The organism is Arsukibacterium tuosuense, from assembly GCF_900215315.1.
Taxonomy (GTDB): domain Bacteria; phylum Pseudomonadota; class Gammaproteobacteria; order Enterobacterales; family Alteromonadaceae; genus Alishewanella; species Alishewanella tuosuense.
In genome coordinates, this window is the sequence record NZ_OBEB01000001.1 from 58,030 (window position 1) to 76,730 (window position 18,701).

Below are 18,701 nucleotides of genomic sequence, written 5' to 3' on the forward strand. Positions count from 1 at the left end.
CGGCCTTTGGCCGCCAACGGTATATGAAACTATTTTTTCTGTTAATAATATTGCTGCTACCAGTAAAGGTAGCAGCAAATGACATCGAATTAAGCGGCTTAGTTATTGACCGCACCATCTCACGTTTTGGCAAAGACTTCATGTTTTACTATTCAGGGCACTGGCGGGATATGCCAGCTACTGAAGGCGTGTCTGTTGTTATTTACGAGCAAGTGTACCCACAGGCGGGCACCTTTCTATGGGTGGAAATGAATCAGCAACGTGTATATCAGACGTACTTTGGTCGGCGCTACAACAATGTAAAAGAGATGGCCGAACAAGCCATTCTGCGCAGTATTAATGAGTTGGCCAATATCCAGGCCAGTATGCTGTTAGGTGAACAGGATCAAGAAATATTCTAAAAGGGAATAATAATGAAGAAATATGTAGTACTGCTATTCCTGCTGGCAACTACCGTTGCCAGTGCGACTGAGCTAGTTTATACCCCTATAAATCCCAGTTTTGGTGGCAATCCGCTAAATGGTAATTTTTTACTGCAAAAAGCCCAGAGCCAAAATGGTTATACTGAAGAGCGGCCGACGTTATCATTCATTGATAAGTTTCAGGAAGCGCTGGAGCGTAATATTATAAATTCGCTTACCAGGCGAATTGCCGATGGTGAACTGGTTGATGGTGTGTACAACACCGGTGAGTTTCTGGTGGAAATCACAACCGGTACTGATGGCAGTGTTATTGTAAACATTACTAACCTCGATACAGGTGAAGTCACTATTATTACTATTCCTGTGATAGGGGGGTAATGATGAGAGCAGTAATTCTTTTAACAGTGATATCAGCTTTAACAGGATGTTCTTTGGTATCAAAACCCGAGCTGAATATTACTCCCGCCAGTGTCGACTCAATCAGCACTACTATGCTGAATTTACAACAGCAGGCAAAACCACGCACGCAGATCCCGGTATCGGTCTATGCGTTTCGGGATCAGACGGGTCAGTACAAACCTCAGGCCAACGTTTCCAGTTTTTCTACCGCTGTCACGCAAGGCGCAACGTCGATGCTAACCCAAATCCTGCTAGATAGCGGCTGGTTTGCGCCGTTGGAACGTGAAGGGCTGCAGAACTTGCTTACTGAACGGAAAATTTATGGTTCTAATAAAAAGTTAACCGACTTACCGCCGTTAAAAGAAGCTCGCCTGGTGTTTGAAGGTGGCATTATTGGCTATGAAACTAATTTAACAACCGGCGGCATCGGCGCAGAGTACTTTGGTCTGGGTTTATCGGAATTGTACCGGGAAGACCAGGTTACCGTTTATCTGCGGGCTATTGATGTTCACAGTGGTCAGGTGTTGTTGTCTGTTTCGACTACCAAAAAAGTATTTTCTCAGGAACTGCGAGCAGGCTTGTTCCGCTATGTATCATTAAACAGGCTGGTTGAAATGGAAGGCGGATACTCTACCAACGAACCTGTACAATACTGTGTAAAACAAGCAATGGAAAGTGCTGTTGTTGAATTGATAAATGTTGGTTTGGAGCGTGGCTTCTGGCGAACAGATGATCAGGCGAATCTGGCTACCTCAGGCTGAGTATCAATTATCAGATTGGATTGTTGTAACCAGCGCAGCAATTCAACCCGATTGCGGGCCTGAGTTTTACGAAAGATTGCCGACAAATGCGCTTTTACAGTGTGGGCGCTGATATTTAATAATTCTGCTATTTCTTTGTTACGGGCGCCCTCGGCCACCAGACCTATTATCCGCTTTTCTTGTCTGGTCAATTGGGCTGTCGCCGCAGCGGTGACTTCTGAATTTAATTTTTTAGGTTTATTGATTAGCAAATCAACGACGTCAGACATTACTGTCCGTGAGTAATAAAGCTGACCGGACATCAGGGTTTTAAGCGCTGTCAATACTCTATCCAGCTGTTCATCGCGGTAAATTAAACCTCTTAGCCCGCTGTGCACGGCAATGGATGGGTCGATGAGCGCTCGTTCGGCCTGAAAAATAAATACCGGACAACGCTGCATTAACATTGCTAACTCACTTGAAACGCCTTTTTTTGTCAAATCGTGACTGTTAAACTGACAGCCAACCAACACACCTGATTTAATAGGTTGTTGCATAAAATCAGTGCGACTACATTGCTGGACTTTTATTCCAACAGACTGGGCTAACATCGCTGTATTGTGCAACTGCTCACGCTCTGACAATATTATCAGTCTGGAAAACCGTTCCATTGTTTCCACCTCCAAACGACTTTAGTCTGGTTCGCAGACTAAAACAACATTAGGTATACTGTACCGCGCTGTTGTCAATTGCAACTATTGATGGCTGTAAAGTCAAAATAAAGCTACCTTGCAGCTGCCGAGTTTAAAAAATAACTTCAGGATAATAATTCTGAATTTACTATAGGGAATAACGTCAGGGAAATATCATGCTTGCAAAGAAAATATTGATTGTCTGTTTAGGAAATATTTGTCGCTCACCAACAGCACAGGCTGTACTAAGACACAAAGCTCAACTGCAAAGTATTGATATTAAAATTGATTCGGCCGGTACCAGTGCTTCCCACAAAGGGGAGCGACCAGACAGCCGGAGCGTTAACGCAGGCAGCGGCAGAGGCTACAATTTTTCCGGAATTTATTCTCGTCCGGTATTCGAGCAGGATTTTGCTGATTATGATCTTATTCTGGCAATGGATAGTGAAAACCTGGCTGAACTTAACAGACGTTGCCCTGCAGAGCATTCACACAAAATTAAACTGTTTCTGTCTTTTCATCCAGAGTATCCGACGATAAACGAAGTTCCCGATCCTTACTACAGCGGCAGTAAAGGGTTTGAGCTGGTGCTGGATTTAATTGAACAAGCCTGTGACCAGTTGCTTTTGGCGCCTGAGTTGACCAAGCATTAGTCATTATTGCCGCTTATTACTTTATAAGTTGAATTAGTGCGAAAAACTCTGAAAACAACATTGAATTTACGTCCGGAAGTCTATAACTTTGCAGACGACTTAATATTATTACTTTGTATAGGAAAACCATTGTGACCACCTGGACGCCAGACAGCTGGCGAGCTCTGCCCATTCAACAACAGCCGTCCTACCAGGACCCGCAACTGCTTAAGCAAATTGAACAGCAACTACATCGGTATCCGCCGCTGGTATTTGCTCAGGAAACCCGTGATCTGCATACTCAATTAGGCCAGGTCGCTAAAGGCGAAGGTTTCTTATTGCAAGGTGGTGATTGCGCCGAAAGCTTTAACGATTTCAATGCGCCGAAAATTCGTGACACCTTTAAAGTGTTGCTGCAGATGGCGGTGGTTTTAACCTATGCCGGTGGTTTGCCAGTGGTTAAAGTTGCGCGGATGGCAGGCCAATATGCCAAGCCGCGTTCCAGCGATCTTGAAACGATAAACGGCGTCACACTACCAAGTTATCGTGGTGATATCGTCAATAGTTTTGAATTTACCGAGAGCGCCCGCCAGCCAGACCCAAATCGTCTGGTAACCGCTTATCATCACTCTGCTGCTACCCTGAACTTGCTGCGAGCGTTTGCCCAGGGGGGCTTAGCAGACTTGCATCAGGTCAGTAAATGGAACATGGGCTTTGTTGAGTCTAACCCGTTAAAAGACCGCTATCATAATGTCGCGCAGCGGATCCAGGAAGCATTACGCTTTATGGAGATATGCGGTATAACCGCGCAAAACTCGCCTTCCATTCGTGAGACGCAGCTATATACCTCACATGAAGCCTTATTACTTAATTATGAGGAAGCGCTGACCCGACGTGATTCACTGACCGGTGACTGGTATGATTGTTCGGCGCATATGGTATGGATAGGTGAGCGCACCCGCCAATTAGATCATGCGCATCTGGAGTTTTTCCGCGGCATTCACAATCCTGTTGGCGTTAAAGTTGGCCCTGGCATGCAACCGGATGAATTAATCAGGCTGATTGATGCGCTGAATCCGGATAATACACCCGGCAGGTTAACTCTGATCACCCGAATGGGTGCCGATAAGTTGGCTGATAAATTACCAGCTTTAGTGCGTAAGGTTAAAGCAGAGGGCCGGACCGTAGTCTGGAGTTCAGATCCGATGCATGGTAATACCGTTAAGGCCAGTAACGACTTTAAAACCCGGGATTTTGAAGCTATTTTGCGGGAGATCCGGAACTTTTTTGCCGTGCATAAGGCTGAAGGCACTCATGCGGGTGGTATACATCTTGAGATGACGGGTGAGCATGTAACCGAGTGCACCGGCGGGGCCTACGGTTTAAGTGAGCATGATTTGGGTAAGCGCTATTTTACCCAGTGCGATCCCAGGTTAAATGCTGACCAGGTGCTGGAGTTGGCTTTCTTAATTGCTGATACGTTAAGCGCCAGCCGCAAATAACAGCGCAAGCAGAGTTCATCTGCTCAATCGGAATTACGATAAAATATGAAAAGGCCTGAAAGGGCCTTTTTCTTTAGTATTTATGCCGCTTTAAACCTGTTTTAGCGATAATTTTTGCCGATATTTCTTCAATAGAAAGATGGGTTGAATTTAAAAACGGGATCTGTTCCTGACGGTACAATGCTTCTACTTCATTTAGCTCAACAGCACACTGCCGGATAGATGCATAACGGCTGTCTGGCCGGCGCTGCTGGCGGATCTGACTTAGCCGTTCAGCAGTTATACTCAGGCCAAACAGCTTATCTTTATTGCGCATCAGCTCTGCCGGTAGTCGCAAGGCGTCCATATCCTCTTCCACAAAGGGGTAGTTGGCCGCCTTAATGCCATATTGCAGCGCCAGATAAAGGCTGGTGGGCGTTTTACCTGAACGGCTGACCCCCACTAAAATAATATCAGCCTGGTCAAAGTTTTTCATATTAGCGCCATCGTCATTGGCCAACGCATAATTAACAGCATCAATCCGAAAATCGTAGGTTTTTTCATGCATGCTATGTGTTCGATGGGTTTTGGGCACTGGCGCGATGCCTAACTCGCGCTGAATGGGTTCAACGAAGGTATTCAGAAAGTCATAGCAAATGCCATTGCTGCTGTTAATAATATGGCGCAAGTTGTCATCAACAAACGTCTGGAAAATAAGTGGTTTCACCCCCGTTGTTTTATACCGATCATTAATTCGCTGTTTTACTTGCTGCGCCATATCAGCGGTTTCTACAAAAGGTATGGTGATGTGTTCAAATTGTGCTGGAAAAAGAGTAAGTAAGGCATGGCCGAATACCTCAGCTGTAATGGCCGTACCATCAGAAACATAGAAAGCAGTCCGCACCGTAAACTCCGTTTTGTTGTTATATAATTACATGAAAATTAAGGTTTTAAATAACCTCGGCCAGAGTGTAAAATCATTATGCTATGTAACGCTGGTTGTAAGCTTACACGCCCTACGACAAAAAATGGAGACGAACTGTGCAAGAATTTGTGATTTGGTATGAAAAGCTGGGTATGCACGATGTGGATCGGGTAGGGGGCAAAAATGCTTCCCTTGGAGAAATGATCAGTAACCTGGCCAATGCCGGGGTGCAGGTGCCGGGCGGTTTTGCCACCACAGCTGATGCCTTTAATCAGTTTCTTGAGCAAAGCGGGGTTAATGAACGGATATACCAGCTGCTTGATGGCCTGGATGTGGATGATGTCACCGCGCTCGGTAAAGCCGGTGCTCAGATTCGACAGTGGGTTATTGACACGCCTTTTCAACCCGAACTTGAACAGGCTATTCGCGAGGCATACCAGCAATTACATGCTGATCCTACTCACGATGTTTCTTTCGCCGTTCGCTCATCGGCAACAGCAGAAGATATGCCCGATGCATCATTTGCCGGCCAGCAGGAAACCTTCTTAAATGTGCGTGGTTATGATGCAGTAATTATTGCTATTAAGCATGTTTTTGCTTCTTTATTTAATGACCGTGCTATCTCATATCGCGTGCATCAGGGCTACGACCATCGTGGGGTGGCGTTATCTGCAGGTGTACAGAAGATGGTGCGTTCTGATATTGCATCGTCAGGCGTAATGTTCAGCATTGATACCGAATCTGGTTTTGAAGATGTGGTATTTATCACATCCTCATATGGATTGGGTGAAATGGTGGTGCAGGGCGCGGTAAATCCCGATGAATTTTATGTTCATAAACCCACCCTGGCAGCAGGCCGGCCCGCGGTAGTGAAGCGTAATTTAGGCAGTAAAAAAGTAGAAATGGTTTACTCGGCCGAGCAAAGCCATGGTAAGCAGGTAAAAATTGTTGATATTGATGCCGGACGAAGTCAGCAGTTTTCGTTAACCGATGCAGAAGTTGAAGAACTGGCGAGCCAAGCAGTCATTATTGCTGAGCATTATGGCCGGGCAATGGACATTGAATGGGCTAAAGACGGTAACGACGGCAAACTCTATATCGTACAGGCCAGGCCGGAAACAGTGAAAAGCCGGGAGGACAGCAACAGCATGGAGCGTTTCCAGTTGCAGGGTTCGGCACCCGTGCTGGTGGAAGGGCGGGCGATTGGCCAACGGATTGGCGCCGGTACCGCAAAAGTGCTTAAAGGCATAGAGCAGATGGACCAGATTATGCCAGGTGACGTGCTGGTGACAGATATGACCGATCCGGACTGGGAACCCATTATGAAAAGGGCCTCAGCTATTGTCACCAATCGTGGCGGCCGTACCTGCCACGCAGCAATTATTGCCAGAGAATTGGGGATTCCTGCCGTAGTGGGGTGCGGTGATGCTACCAGCAAACTAAAAACAGGCCAGCCAGTCACGGTATCCTGTGCCGAAGGGGACACCGGTTTTATTTATGACGGCAAGCTGGACTATAAAGTTGTCAGCAGCCGGGTTGATCAGATGCCGGCACTTGATTTAAAAATTATGATGAACGTGGGTAATCCGGAGCGGGCATTTTCATTCGCTAAATTACCACATGCTGGTATTGGTCTGGCCAGGCTCGAGTTTATTATTAACCGGATGATAGGTGTTCACCCTAAAGCCTTACTTAATTTCGATAAGCAAACGCCTGAACTTAAAGCAACTATCAGCGAGATGATCGCGGGCTATGCTAATCCGGTTGAGTTCTATATTGCCAAGCTAACCGAAGGGATCGCCACATTGGCCTGCGCCTTCGCGCCGCAAAAAGTCATAGTGCGAATGTCTGATTTTAAATCGAACGAGTACGCTAACCTGGTCGGCGGCAGGCAATATGAACCGCACGAAGAAAATCCGATGATTGGCTTTCGTGGTGCGTCGCGCTATATCTCAAAAGACTTCCGTGATTGCTTTGCGCTTGAGGTTGAAGCATTGAAACGCGTGCGCAACGTGATGGGCTTTACCAATGTTGAAGTAATGATCCCTTTTGTTCGCACTCTGGAAGAAGCGGCAGCAGTAATTGATTTACTGGCGGAGCATGGTCTGAAACGCGGTGATAATGGCTTAAGAGTTATTATGATGTGTGAATTGCCGTCAAACGCCTTACTTGCTGAAGAGTTTCTGGAGTACTTTGACGGCTTTTCAATAGGCTCAAACGATTTAACTCAGTTAACCCTGGGCTTAGATCGGGACAGTGGTTTAATTGCTCACTTGTTTGATGAACGTAATCCGGCCATTTATAAACTATTGGAAATGGCGATTAAAACCTGCAAAGCCAAAGGGAAGTACATCGGTATTTGTGGCCAGGGCCCGTCTGATCATGAAGATTTTGCCGGTTGGTTGATGCAACAGGGCATAGATAGCGTGTCGTTGAACCCGGATACCGTGCTTGAAACCTGGTTATATCTGGCTGAAAAATTTGGCAAACACTAAATTTAAAGTTCAGTAGAGCCCCGCAATGCGGGGCTTTTTATTATCTTTTACGCATTGTCCCGCTTTGCTATATTAAAATCGTTTAAAAAACCATTAAACACGCCACTGCGGCGGTGCCAAACGTAGCTATTAACTGCTTGTTGTGGCAAATTACAACTATAACTCAATAAAAACCAACAACAATAATTACAGGGGAAGCTAATGGAAGCCTTGGTCAGCACCGTCAATAGTATTATCTGGAGCCCGGCACTGATATTTTTGTGTCTTGGCGCCGGTTTATTTTACTCCATCATTACCCGTTTTGCTCAGGTCCGGCATTTTAAAGAAATGTGTAAACTGCTGCTCAGCGGCAATGAATCTGATAAAGGTATTTCGTCATTTCAGGCGTTGGCGGTATCGCTGTCTGGCCGGGTTGGGGTAGGTAATATTGCCGGCGTAGCTGCCGCCATTGGTTTTGGCGGGCCTGGCGCTGTGTTCTGGATGTGGGTAGTCGCATTTCTTGGTGCCAGCACTGCCTATGCAGAGTCAACATTGGGTCAGGTTTATAAAGTGGAAGAAGACGGCCAGTATCGTGGTGGCCCGGCGTATTATTTTGAGCGTTGCCTGGGCCAGAAATGGTTAGCCATTTTATTTGCAGTATCAGCAATTGTTGCCTGTGGGGTCTTCCTTCCGGGTGTGCAGGCAAATGCAGTGGGTAATGCGTTTACCCAGGTGTTCGGTGAAGGCAACATGGTAGTGACCAGTTTTGGTGAGGTAGCCAGTTTAAAATTGGTCGCGCTGGCAATCATTCTTATTGTCCTGGCCTTTATTATTTTTGGTGGTATCAGAAGGATTGCCCATTTTACCCAGATTGTCGTACCTTTTATGGCGCTGGGTTATATTGTAATGGCATTAATTGTGGTTTTCCTCAACCTGGATAAAGTACCGGGCATTTTCAGTTTAATTATCTCTGATGCATTTACGGCGCAGGCAGGAATGGGCGCTGCGATTGGTTGGGGCGTGAAACGAGGTATTTACTCCAATGAGGCCGGTCAGGGCACCGGACCACATGCCGCGGCAGCTGCTGAAGTCGATCATCCTGCCCAGCAAGGTCTCGTGCAGGCCTTCTCGGTGTATGTTGATACGTTGTTTGTCTGTACTGCTACTGCGCTAATGATTTTGCTGACTTCACAGTACAACATTCAGACAGAAGACTTTAATGCGGCAACCGGTGCGGGTACTATTATCGTGCAGAATATCGATGCTGCTACCGAGGTTGCCTCACCCGCCTTTACCCAAATGGCATTAAACAGCGTGTTTGGCCAATTTGGTCAGGCGTTTGTGGGCATCGCCATTTTCTTTTTCGCTTTTACCACCATTCTGGCCTACTACTATATTGCTGAAACTAACGTGGCTTACTTAAACCGCTACTTTAAGGGCAAGATCCCTCTGGTATTGGTGAAAATTATTATTATGGCAATGGTGTCGTATGGCATGGTAAACACCTCCGGCTACATCTGGGGAATTGGTGATATCGGAGTAGGCTTGATGGCCTGGATTAATATTCTGGGTATCCTGGCAATTTTCTTTGTCGCTAAACCAGCTATATTGTGTCTACGTGATTATGAGGAGCAAAAGAAATCAGGTGGGCCGATTAATTTCGACCCGGTTAAGCTTGGCATTAAAAATGCGACTTTCTGGGAAAAACGTTTGGCAAAACAGCAACAAGACTTAAAGCCATAAGCCAAGTTGCGCCAACGCTAATCAATAACCCAACCAAAAACCCGGCCAATATGCCGGGTTTTTTATATGTATGCCAGCGCACAGACTTTTGGTATTTATTGCGACATGATTTGGTCGGAACTACACTCTTATAAGACAATTCTTTATTGGTACTGCAATTTAAACCATAAGCAGGAGCAGATTATGAACAATGATGTTAAAAGAAAATTATTAGCTACAGGGGCGTTTCTGGCTGCAGGTTTGTTTCTGGCGGGCTGTGAGCGTCAAAGCATTGAATCTCAGACCGATGAAGCAGGTATGACGATCAAAAGTGAAGATGGCGCTGGAGATGATTTAAATATTACCACTGCAGTGCATACTGCAATCAGAGAAGAACAACGTTTAAATAACGTGAATATTCTGGTTGAAACCAGCAAAGGCGATGTGCAGCTAAGCGGAGAAGTTGCAACCGAAGAGCAGCGAGAGTTGGCAGAAAATATTGCTGCAGGTACGCCCGGCGTGCATGCTGTTAACAATGATTTGAAAGTTATCGGGACACCGTCGCAATAAATAGGGCGGCGTCCGCAGCGGTTTATTCAACCGCTATTATTCAACCCCTATAAAGCCGCCGGTTTGATGGGCCCATAGCTGGGCATAAATACCACCGGAGGCAATTAATTCGTTATGGGTACCTTGCTCTACGATAGTGCCCTGGTCCAGCACTATCAGCCGGTCCATCTGAGCTATGGTAGACAAACGGTGGGCGATAGCGATAACCGTTTTGCCATCCATCAATTTATTTAAACTGGCCTGAATGGCGGCCTCTACTTCTGAATCAAGTGCCGAAGTGGCTTCGTCCAGAATTAGAATAGGGGCGTTTTTCAGCAGAACCCGGGCAATAGCGATACGCTGACGCTGACCGCCCGATAATTTCACACCGCGCTCACCAACCTGGGCGTCAAAGCCGCTATTGCCTTTGGGGTCGGTTAAATCATTAATAAAGTCGCTGGCTTCAGCTTGTTCAGCTGCTAATAGCAGCTCTGCTTCAGTAGCGTCAGGTCTGCCATAGGCGATATTCTCGCGTACTGAGCGGTGCAGCAAAGACGTATCCTGGGTGACCATGGCAATATGTTGGCGCAAACTTTCCTGGCTTACGGTGCTAATGTCCTGACCATCAATTAAAATTTTTCCGCTTTCAATGTCGTAAAAACGCAGCAGCAGATTGACCAGCGTTGACTTGCCGGCGCCGGAGCGGCCTACCAGGCCAACCTTTTCGCCCGGTTTAATGCTAAGGTTAAGTTGTTGCAGTATTGCCGCTTTCCCGCCTTCAACCGCGGTTTTACCATAGTTAAAACTCACCTGCTGAAATTCTATTTTACCCGCTGATACCGTTAATTTACTGGCATTGGCGTTATCTTTTACATCAATAGGTCGGGATAGGGTGGCGATACCATCTGCAACGGTGCCAATGTTTTCAAACAAGCTACTGACTTCCCACATAATCCACTGTGCCATACCATTTAAACGTAGTGCCAGACTAATGGCTATGGCAATAGCACCAACGGTAATCGCGCTGCCTGCCCATAAGTACAAGGATAAGGCAGCAACGCTGAACACCAGTATATAATTCAGGCTTTGCACTGAGACACTCAGGCCGGTAGCCAGCCGCATTTGCTGATATACAGGTTGCAAGAATACATCCATACTGTCTTTAGCATAACCTTCTTCGCGGTTAGTATGGGAGAACAGCTTTATAGTGGTAATGTTAGTGTAGCTATCGACAATCCGGCCGGTCATTTCAGAGCGTGCATCCGCCTGGGCGGTCGATACCCGTTTAAGACGGGGCACAAAGTAAAATTGCAGGGCAATATACAACACCAGCCAGACTAGCATCGGCACTATTAACCGCACATCTGCATCTGCCACGAAAAAAAGCATGGCGCTGAAATAGACCAAGACATACACCATAACATCAAGCAATTTCATTACTGTTTCCCGGACTGACAACGCAGTTTGCATCACTTTGGTAGCAATTCGACCGGCAAAGTCGTTCTGGTAAAAGCTAACACTCTGCCGCAGTAAATAGCGGTGCGCCAGCCAGCGGATTGACATCGGGTAATTACCCAGTAGGGTCTGGTGTACTATTGCCGAGTGAATAAATGTCATCAGGGGTAATAGAACTAAGGTAACCAGTGCCATCCAAATAAGCGTTGCCCGCTCATCAGAAAAAAAATTGTCCGGGTCGTTCGCCACAAGCCAGTCGACTAACTGCCCCATAAAGCTGAATAATGACACTTCCAGAACGGCCAGGATCGCTGATGATAGCGACATAAATATCAAAGAGCGCTCCATACCCCTCGTGTAGTGGCGGCAAAATGCCAGTAAGCCACGTGGCGGTTGGCCGGGTTCTGCAGCTGGGAAAGGTTTAGTAAGTCGTTCGAAGAAACGCAACATATAGAGTCCTGAATGCAAGAAGAAGTTTAAGCGCGCATAGTGTAGCCGATTTTGCCGCGAAGGTTCAGGACAATCAGTTAATTGACAACTATCCAGGGGTTGGCTGCAAGCACAATTCGGCGACAGCTCAAGCAAATGTGATATTATCACAAAATATTGCTGTAGCCACGTCAAACCAGCCTGTTATAATCGGCGTATATTATAACTTGTTTTAACGAAGCTCAGGCCCAATTTTCTTAAAGTAGTAGTGCGCCTTAATAGCTGAGAAGTAAAATGACCATTAAACTTGTCACCTCCACTGTATTACCCACACCTTTCGCTGAATTCAGGCTGCATGGCTTTTTAGCTGACAATGGTAAAGAACATGTTGCTCTGACGCTTGGCGATATTACAACCAGCGAGCCGGTGTTAGCGCGGGTTCATTCCGAATGTTTAACGGGCGATGCGCTATTTAGTCTGCGCTGTGATTGTGGGCCCCAGCTGGAGTCTGCGATGCGCAAAATTGCAGATCTGGGCCGGGGTTGTATTTTGTATCTGCGTCAGGAAGGGCGGGGTATAGGCCTGATCAACAAAATCCGGGCTTATGCGGAACAGGACAAAGGTCTGGACACCGTTGAGGCAAATGAAATTCTGGGCTTTTTGCCTGATATGCGAGAGTACGATATTGCCGCAAAAATGTTTGAGCAATTAGGCGTGCAGCAAATTCGCTTACTGACAAATAATCCAAGGAAGTTAAAAGCACTAACAGATGTCGGTGTGAATATTCTGGAGCGAGTACAGCACCGGGTGAAAACCACGGCACATAGCCATCGATATCTGGCGACAAAAGCCGCAAAAATGGGCCATATGGAGTAGAAAAATGGCTATGATCCCTAAACTTACGCCTGAATTGACGCTGGATGCCAGCATCGTCGCTTTTAATAAAGCCCTGATAGCTGCTGGCTTTAGCGGCGATATTGAAACCAGTTATAGTAGCCGCCTGGCAGTGGCAACCGACAATAGTGTTTACCAGGCGTTGCCGCAAGCAGTATTGTTACCTAAAAGCACTGATGATCTGGTTGTGCTGACTTCTCTGGCACAAACTTCAAGTTTCTCTCATATTAAGTTTAGCCCGAGGGGTGGGGGCACAGGCACTAATGGCCAGGCCCTGACTGAGCATGTTGTGGTCGACTTATCGCGGCATATGCGGGGTATTCTGGAAATTAATGTAGAGCAGCGTTGGGTCAGAGTGCAGGCCGGCGTGATTAAAGACCAGCTGAATGCATTTTTAAGACCCTATGGCTTTTTCTTTGCACCGGATTTATCAACGTCTAATCGTGCCACCATTGGCGGCATGATTAATACCGATGCTTCAGGCCAGGGCTCACTGGTGTATGGCAAAACCAGTGACCATGTGCTGGCGCTAAAAACGGTTTTGATTGACGGTAATATTCTGAAAACCCATAAAATGGCCACGTTTGAAGCAGAGCACCGAGCCGGAATGCCGAACAGTATTGGCCGGATTTACCGACAGGTACTGGACAGCTGCCGTGATTTCAGACCGCAGATCCTTGACAAATTTCCGCGCTTAAACCGTTTTCTAACCGGCTATGATCTGGAGCATGTGTTTAATGACGATTTATCCGAGTTTGATTTATCCCGGATAATCACCGGCTCAGAAGGTTCACTTGGTTTTGTCACAGAAGCAAAACTGAATATCACCCCGATTGCCCGGTTTAAGTGCCTGCTAAATGTAAAATACGACAGTTTTGAAAGTGCGCTCAGAAATGCCCCTTTCTTAGTTGCGGCACAGGCAACCTCGGTAGAGACCGTCGATAGTAAAGTACTGGATCTGGCCCGCAATGATATTATCTGGCATCAGGTTAAAGAGTTAATTACTGATGTACCCGGTGTTGAGATGCAGGGCCTGAACATGGTCGAGTACAACAGTGAAGACCAGGCAGAAATTGAACAGAAAATCTCAGTGTTGACGACTAAATTAGACGCTGCCATTGCTGATAAAACCGACGGAATAATCGGTTATCAGTTAACCTACGATGCTGCAGCCATCAGTAATATTTATGCAATGCGGAAAAAAGCTGTGGGATTATTAGGTAATACCCAGGGCGCGCAGAAGCCAATTGCCTTTGCCGAAGATACCGCAGTACCGCCGGAGAATCTGGCCGATTTTATTATGGAATTCAGAGCATTGCTGGACAGCCATGGTTTGCATTACGGCATGTTCGGCCATGTTGATGCCGGTGTGCTACATGTGCGGCCTGCGTTAGATTTATGTGATCCTGAGCAGGAAAAACTGCTGCGTACCATATCAGATCAAGTTGTTGCCTTAACAGCCAAGTATAACGGCCTGATGTGGGGCGAGCATGGCAAGGGCTATCGTAGTGAATATGGCCCGGCATTTTTCGGCGATGAACTTTTTAATGAATTACGAAAAATTAAAGCGGCTTTTGATCCGCGCAACAGAGTTAACCCTGGAAAAATCTGTACGCCTTATTCGAGCGCTGATCAACTGGTATCGGTAGATGGTCAGAAACGCGCTTGGTTTGACCGGCAAATCCCCGTAGCGGTGAAAACAAGTTTTGACAGCAGTCTTAACTGCAACGGCAATGGCCAGTGTTTTAACTTTGATGAAAGCTCGCCAATGTGTCCGTCCAGCAAAGTAACCAAAGACCGGCGCCATAGCCCGAAAGGTCGGGCAGGGTTAATGCGGGAATGGTTACGCTTAACCGAGCTGCAGGGTTTTGATGTGTTGGCAAAAGAACAGCAACTAATTGATAAAAAACCAGGTTTTAGTGCGTTATGGCAAAAGGTAAAAAATAGTCTGGCAAAACGGCAAGGTGAACAGGACTTCTCACATGAAGTAATGGAAGCAATGGAAGGTTGCCTGGCGTGTAAAGCCTGTGCCAGTCAATGTCCGGTTAAAGTAGATGTGCCATCCTTTCGTTCGCGGTTTCTGCAGCTTTACTATAGTCGCTATTTACGGCCGGCCAAAGATTATATTGTTGGCAATATTGAGCGAACCGCACCAATGCTGGCCAAAGCGCCTAAACTGGTAAACTTCGTGCTCAAACGTAAGGTCACCGCTGCTGTTCTGAAAAAAACGGTAGGCTACGTTGATACGCCTTTGCTATCTGTTCCTACCCTGGCCCAACTGACAGCTAAACAGTATCAGTTTGATCTGACAGTGTTACAACAGTTGTCGGCCGCTGAACAAGCCAGAACGGTATTGTTAGTGCAGGATCCGTTTACCAGCTTTTACGATGCGGAGTTGGTGGCCGATGCGTTGAAATTACTTGAAAAGATTGGTTTCAGAGCGGTTTTGTTGCCATTTGTACCAAACGGCAAGCCACAACATGTCAAAGGCTTTTTACGGCAGTTTTCTGAAACAGCGGCAACCGCCGCCCGGTTTTTAAATCAGCTGCAACAGCTTAACATGCCAATGCTGGGATTGGATGCCTCGTTAGTGCTGGCATACCGCGATGAGTATAATAAAGCATTGGGCGATAAGCGCGGTGAGTTTCAGGTGCAATTGCTGCATGAGTGGCTGATACAACAGTCAATACCAAGGGCGGGAAACGCAGCCGACTTTGCATTACTAGCACATTGCACTGAGAAAACGGCATTACCAGCAACGGAAAAGGCCTGGCAACAAATATTCAGTGATGCAGGCCTGAGTTTGCAAGCTGTACCGGTTGGCTGTTGTGGGATGGCCGGTACTTATGGTCACGAAGCCCAGAACCTGGATAACAGTAAAGCGCTGTTTGACATGAGTTGGCGCGCACCGGTAGAGCGTTTTGGTGTGCCGAATATTTTAGTGACCGGATTTTCCTGTCGTAGTCAGGTTAAACGCCTGGTTGGTAATAAACCAAAGCACCCGTTACAGGCGTTACTGCGTAGCCTGTGAAAAATCTAAAAAAAACGCCCTCAATTGAGGGCAGTTTTACATACTGCTAACACATTTAATCAGAACTTATAGCTTGCTCTGACGTAATAGTAACCCCCATTAATACCCATTGGCGAGGTTTCATAGTACTTACCACCAAATTCATTATTGGCAACACCCGCCTGGGTTAGCTGCAGTTTCTCCGGCTCAGCATCAAACAGGTTCTGCGCACCTGCGGCCAATACGAAATTATCAGTAACGTAGTAGCTTACTTCAGCATCGAAGGTGACTTTTGCTGCGGCATTAACCTCAGTACCCGGCTCGGCAGGTGAGCCAACCCAGTCGACGTGCACGCCCTGGTACTCACCATAGTAGTTAGCCCGTGCGAAGAAGCTCCAGTCATCCCAGCTTTGGTTCCAGCTCAGTGTTGCCCGGTGGTTAGGCAGGTCATTCTCTAAGCGGGAAACCTTGTCCGGACCGGTAATGGCTGGCCGTCCTTCAGGTGGGGTGCTGATCCGGTCAACTTCTGTCTCATTCCAGTTATACGCCAGGCTGAAGGTACCGCGACCGTTTAGAATATCCATTGCATAATTGGCGACTAAATCGATACCCTGAGTAGTGGTATCAAAGTCATTAGTAAAGAAGCTGACCTGCTGGATAGAATCAATATTTCTGACACCCGCAGCGCGCAGTGCATCACGATCAGCATCTGTCAGGTTAATTTTGCTGGACTGGCTTATCCGATCAGTAACTTCGATGTTGTAATAGTCGAGGGTAACAAAGAAGCTGTTGTAACTGTAAACCATACCAAAAGCATAGCTGGTTGATTCTTCCGGCGTTAGCTCCTGGCCGCCTAATTGCAATGAAATAGGGTTAGTTGGTGGCAGCAACGCTGAGTCAACCAGTACACCTGACTCCAGGTTGGTCTGGACGTTACTGACGTTTGACTGACCCACTGTCGGTGCCCTGAAGCCACTGCTGGTAGAGGCGCGGAGTGCCCAATCATCATTTAACCGATACTGACCGGTCAGTTTGTAATTGGTGGTGTCACCAAAGGTGTCATAATCTTCGTAGCGAAGCGCCAGACCAAGTAATAATGCTTCAGATACTTCTGCTTCCATATCAACATACGCGGCGTAATTACGACGGGTATACACCCCGGCATCTTCTGGTTTAAAGCCTGGAAAACCATTTGAACCAATACTGAAACCCTGATCTACATAAGGGCCAACGGCGAAGGAGGCGACATCGCCGGCAACAACTTCAAAGCTTTCCTCAGTCCACTGGGCACCAAAGGCTACCGTTAAATCTTCATACAAACCCGCAGGAACAAATTTTACAAAATCGGCGCTGAAGGTTTTTTCTAACTGAATATATTTACCCGGGTTGAATTCAGTTGGGCTTTCTGGGCCGAGAGAAGCATTGACTGTGTTGGTCATCTTGTAGGTCGATTCATTGCGGCCAACAGAGCCACTGAAATCGTACATAATATCTTTAAACCAACCATCCTTAAATTCGCCTTTGGTACCAATGGCAAGTGCAGTATCCGTTACATTACCACCGAAAGTTGGGGTAAAACCGCCAGGGAACAGCTCGTTGAAGGCAAAACAGTTCTGGCCAACTGCGGTGTTTGGATCTGCTATCAGGGCATAATCGGCCTGATCCAGTACATTACCGCTGGTGATATTGACAGTCGGGCAGGCAATGTTTGGATCTAACTGCGCAACCAGCAATGTCTCACCGCCATCATTTGAGAATACGCCTGGCCGGTTATGCGGGTTGCGGTAGTAAAAACCGCCGGTAACGTCACGTTCGGAGTAGTTACCAAACATATAGGCTTCGCCACCATTACCGAGGTCAAGGCCTGAGTTAACGAAAATGGTAATGTCATCTTTAATTTCCGGCGAACCCCAAACCTGGGTAATCGGAGCGATAAAATTATTGCCGGCGGCAATGAAACCTAGGGCATCAGCGCGTTGCACACTACGACTGGTGGCATCAGAATTTTTGTACTGAGCGCTGATATTAACAAAGCCATCGTCAGTTAATGGCATACCAATATTGGCAGCATATTCGGTTGAAGTGCCATCGCCCTCATAATATTCACCGTGTTTAACTTCAAAACTACCGCCGTCAGCAGCATCTTTTAAGACAAAGTTGATAACACCAGCAATAGCATCAGAGCCGTACTGTGCAGCAGCGCCATCACGTAATATTTCTACCTGCTTCAGTGCAATACCCGGGATAACAGAAATATCGGCGCCCTGGGCACCATCGTTAATACCACCACCTAAAAAGGCAATAACAGAGGCTTTATGTCGCCGTTTACCATTTGTCAGAATTAAGGTGCTGTCTGCAGACAAACCGCGCAGGTTGGCGGGCCTTATCAGGGTAGCTGCATCACTAATCGGGTTTGAATGGACGTTTAAAGAAGGTACGGCGGTGGTTATCATGTTCAGCATGTCTGAACTACCGCTTTTAGCCAGTTCATCACCACCGATAATGTCTACTGGCACCGGTGAATCACCAATAGAACGCGGTGCAGAACGACTACCTACCACAGCAATTTTTTCGATATTTTGCTCTTTACTCGCCGTATCACTCTCTTCCTGAGCGACAGCTGCACCACTTGCTATACCTAACGCAAAAGTGGTTGCTATGGCATACTTAACTGCATGCGCAACGGGATGATATTTATTGTTGTGTTTCATAGTGTTTTCCTGGATTATTTTTTTGATTATCACTAGATAACGCTTATTGTTCATAAGCGCCAAATTAACCTTATTTTAAAATCAAGCGGTTGTCCATCGCAGTTTTATCGACATTGGTCGATTATATGGGGACAAATTGTTACAAATAGCAGCTGCAAGCCAGCTG

General features: G+C 46.7%; 14 protein-coding genes. 10 read left to right on the forward strand and 4 right to left on the reverse strand.

Going from position 1 to position 18,701, the window contains the following annotated elements; genetic code table 11:
• The first annotated feature begins 23 nt into the window (after window positions 1-23).
• Genes CRO03_RS00265 through CRO03_RS00275 form a run of 3 tightly spaced genes read left to right on the forward strand, consistent with a single transcriptional unit; the run spans window position 24 to window position 1,582 of the window.
• Window positions 24-401 carry a curli production assembly/transport protein CsgE gene (locus tag CRO03_RS00265; RefSeq protein ID WP_097109589.1) on the forward strand — a complete coding sequence of 126 codons (378 nt, stop codon included), beginning with the start codon at window positions 24-26 and terminating at the stop codon, window positions 399-401.
• Window positions 402-413: 12 nt separating this feature from the next.
• A complete protein-coding gene (locus tag CRO03_RS00270) occupies window positions 414-800 on the forward strand; it encodes a curli assembly protein CsgF (protein WP_097109590.1) in 387 nt (128 codons plus the stop codon).
• Window positions 801-853: 53 nt separating this feature from the next.
• Window positions 854-1,582: a CsgG/HfaB family protein gene (locus CRO03_RS00275; RefSeq protein WP_245861354.1), complete on the forward strand. Its 729-nt coding sequence runs from the start codon at window positions 854-856 to the stop codon at window positions 1,580-1,582.
• Here CRO03_RS00275 and CRO03_RS00280 read toward each other — a convergent pair.
• Window positions 1,555-2,232 carry a response regulator transcription factor gene (locus tag CRO03_RS00280; protein ID WP_097109592.1) on the reverse strand — a complete coding sequence of 226 codons (678 nt, stop codon included), beginning with the start codon at window positions 2,230-2,232 and terminating at the stop codon, window positions 1,555-1,557. The genes CRO03_RS00275 and CRO03_RS00280 overlap by 28 nt on opposite strands.
• 197 nt (window positions 2,233-2,429) lie before the next feature.
• Between CRO03_RS00280 and CRO03_RS00285 the strand changes: the two genes are divergently transcribed.
• Together CRO03_RS00285 and CRO03_RS00290 are read left to right on the forward strand one after the other, a co-directional pair.
• Entirely contained in the window at window positions 2,430-2,906 is a 477-nt protein-coding gene (locus tag CRO03_RS00285; RefSeq protein WP_097109593.1) for a low molecular weight protein-tyrosine-phosphatase, read from the forward strand.
• A 131-nt stretch (window positions 2,907-3,037) separates the two neighbouring features.
• Entirely contained in the window at window positions 3,038-4,387 is a 1,350-nt protein-coding gene (locus CRO03_RS00290) for a class II 3-deoxy-7-phosphoheptulonate synthase (protein ID WP_097109594.1), read from the forward strand.
• 73 nt (window positions 4,388-4,460) lie between these two features.
• Here CRO03_RS00290 and ppsR read toward each other — a convergent pair whose 3' ends face one another.
• The gene (ppsR, locus tag CRO03_RS00295) at window positions 4,461-5,270 is read right to left on the reverse strand and encodes a posphoenolpyruvate synthetase regulatory kinase/phosphorylase PpsR (RefSeq protein ID WP_097109595.1); all 810 of its coding nucleotides are present in this window, start codon (window positions 5,268-5,270) and stop codon (window positions 4,461-4,463) included.
• Between the two features lie 137 nt (window positions 5,271-5,407).
• Here ppsR and ppsA point away from each other — a divergent pair, with 137 nt between their 5' ends.
• The 3 genes from ppsA to CRO03_RS00310 all read left to right on the forward strand — a co-directional run bounded on the left by ppsA (window position 5,408) and on the right by CRO03_RS00310 (window position 10,057).
• Window positions 5,408-7,786, forward strand: a complete 2,379-nt coding sequence (ppsA, locus tag CRO03_RS00300) for a phosphoenolpyruvate synthase (protein ID WP_097109596.1) — start codon at window positions 5,408-5,410, stop codon at window positions 7,784-7,786.
• Between the two features lie 201 nt (window positions 7,787-7,987).
• Window positions 7,988-9,508, forward strand: coding sequence for an alanine/glycine:cation symporter family protein (locus CRO03_RS00305; protein ID WP_097109597.1), 1,521 nt, complete (start codon window positions 7,988-7,990; stop codon window positions 9,506-9,508).
• Between the two features lie 183 nt (window positions 9,509-9,691).
• On the forward strand, window positions 9,692-10,057 hold the full coding sequence (locus tag CRO03_RS00310; protein ID WP_097109598.1) for a BON domain-containing protein: 366 nt from the start codon (window positions 9,692-9,694) through the stop codon (window positions 10,055-10,057).
• Between the two features lie 36 nt (window positions 10,058-10,093).
• On the opposite strand, the gene CRO03_RS00315 is transcribed toward CRO03_RS00310, so the two are convergent.
• The gene (locus CRO03_RS00315; RefSeq protein WP_097109599.1) at window positions 10,094-11,941 is read right to left on the reverse strand and encodes an ABC transporter ATP-binding protein; all 1,848 of its coding nucleotides are present in this window, start codon (window positions 11,939-11,941) and stop codon (window positions 10,094-10,096) included.
• Window positions 11,942-12,214: 273 nt separating this feature from the next.
• Here CRO03_RS00315 and ribA point away from each other — a divergent pair, with 273 nt between their 5' ends.
• Both ribA and ydiJ read left to right on the forward strand, forming a co-directional pair.
• Entirely contained in the window at window positions 12,215-12,796 is a 582-nt protein-coding gene (ribA, locus tag CRO03_RS00320) for a GTP cyclohydrolase II (protein WP_097109600.1), read from the forward strand.
• A 4-nt stretch (window positions 12,797-12,800) separates the two neighbouring features.
• Window positions 12,801-15,845 (forward strand): D-2-hydroxyglutarate dehydrogenase YdiJ, encoded by a 3,045-nt coding sequence (gene ydiJ / locus CRO03_RS00325; protein ID WP_245861357.1) that lies wholly within the window; start codon window positions 12,801-12,803, stop codon window positions 15,843-15,845.
• 59 nt (window positions 15,846-15,904) lie between these two features.
• On the opposite strand, the gene CRO03_RS00330 is transcribed toward ydiJ, so the two are convergent.
• The gene (locus CRO03_RS00330) at window positions 15,905-18,535 is read right to left on the reverse strand and encodes a TonB-dependent receptor plug domain-containing protein (RefSeq protein WP_097109601.1); all 2,631 of its coding nucleotides are present in this window, start codon (window positions 18,533-18,535) and stop codon (window positions 15,905-15,907) included.
• Window positions 18,536-18,701 lie beyond the last annotated feature (166 nt).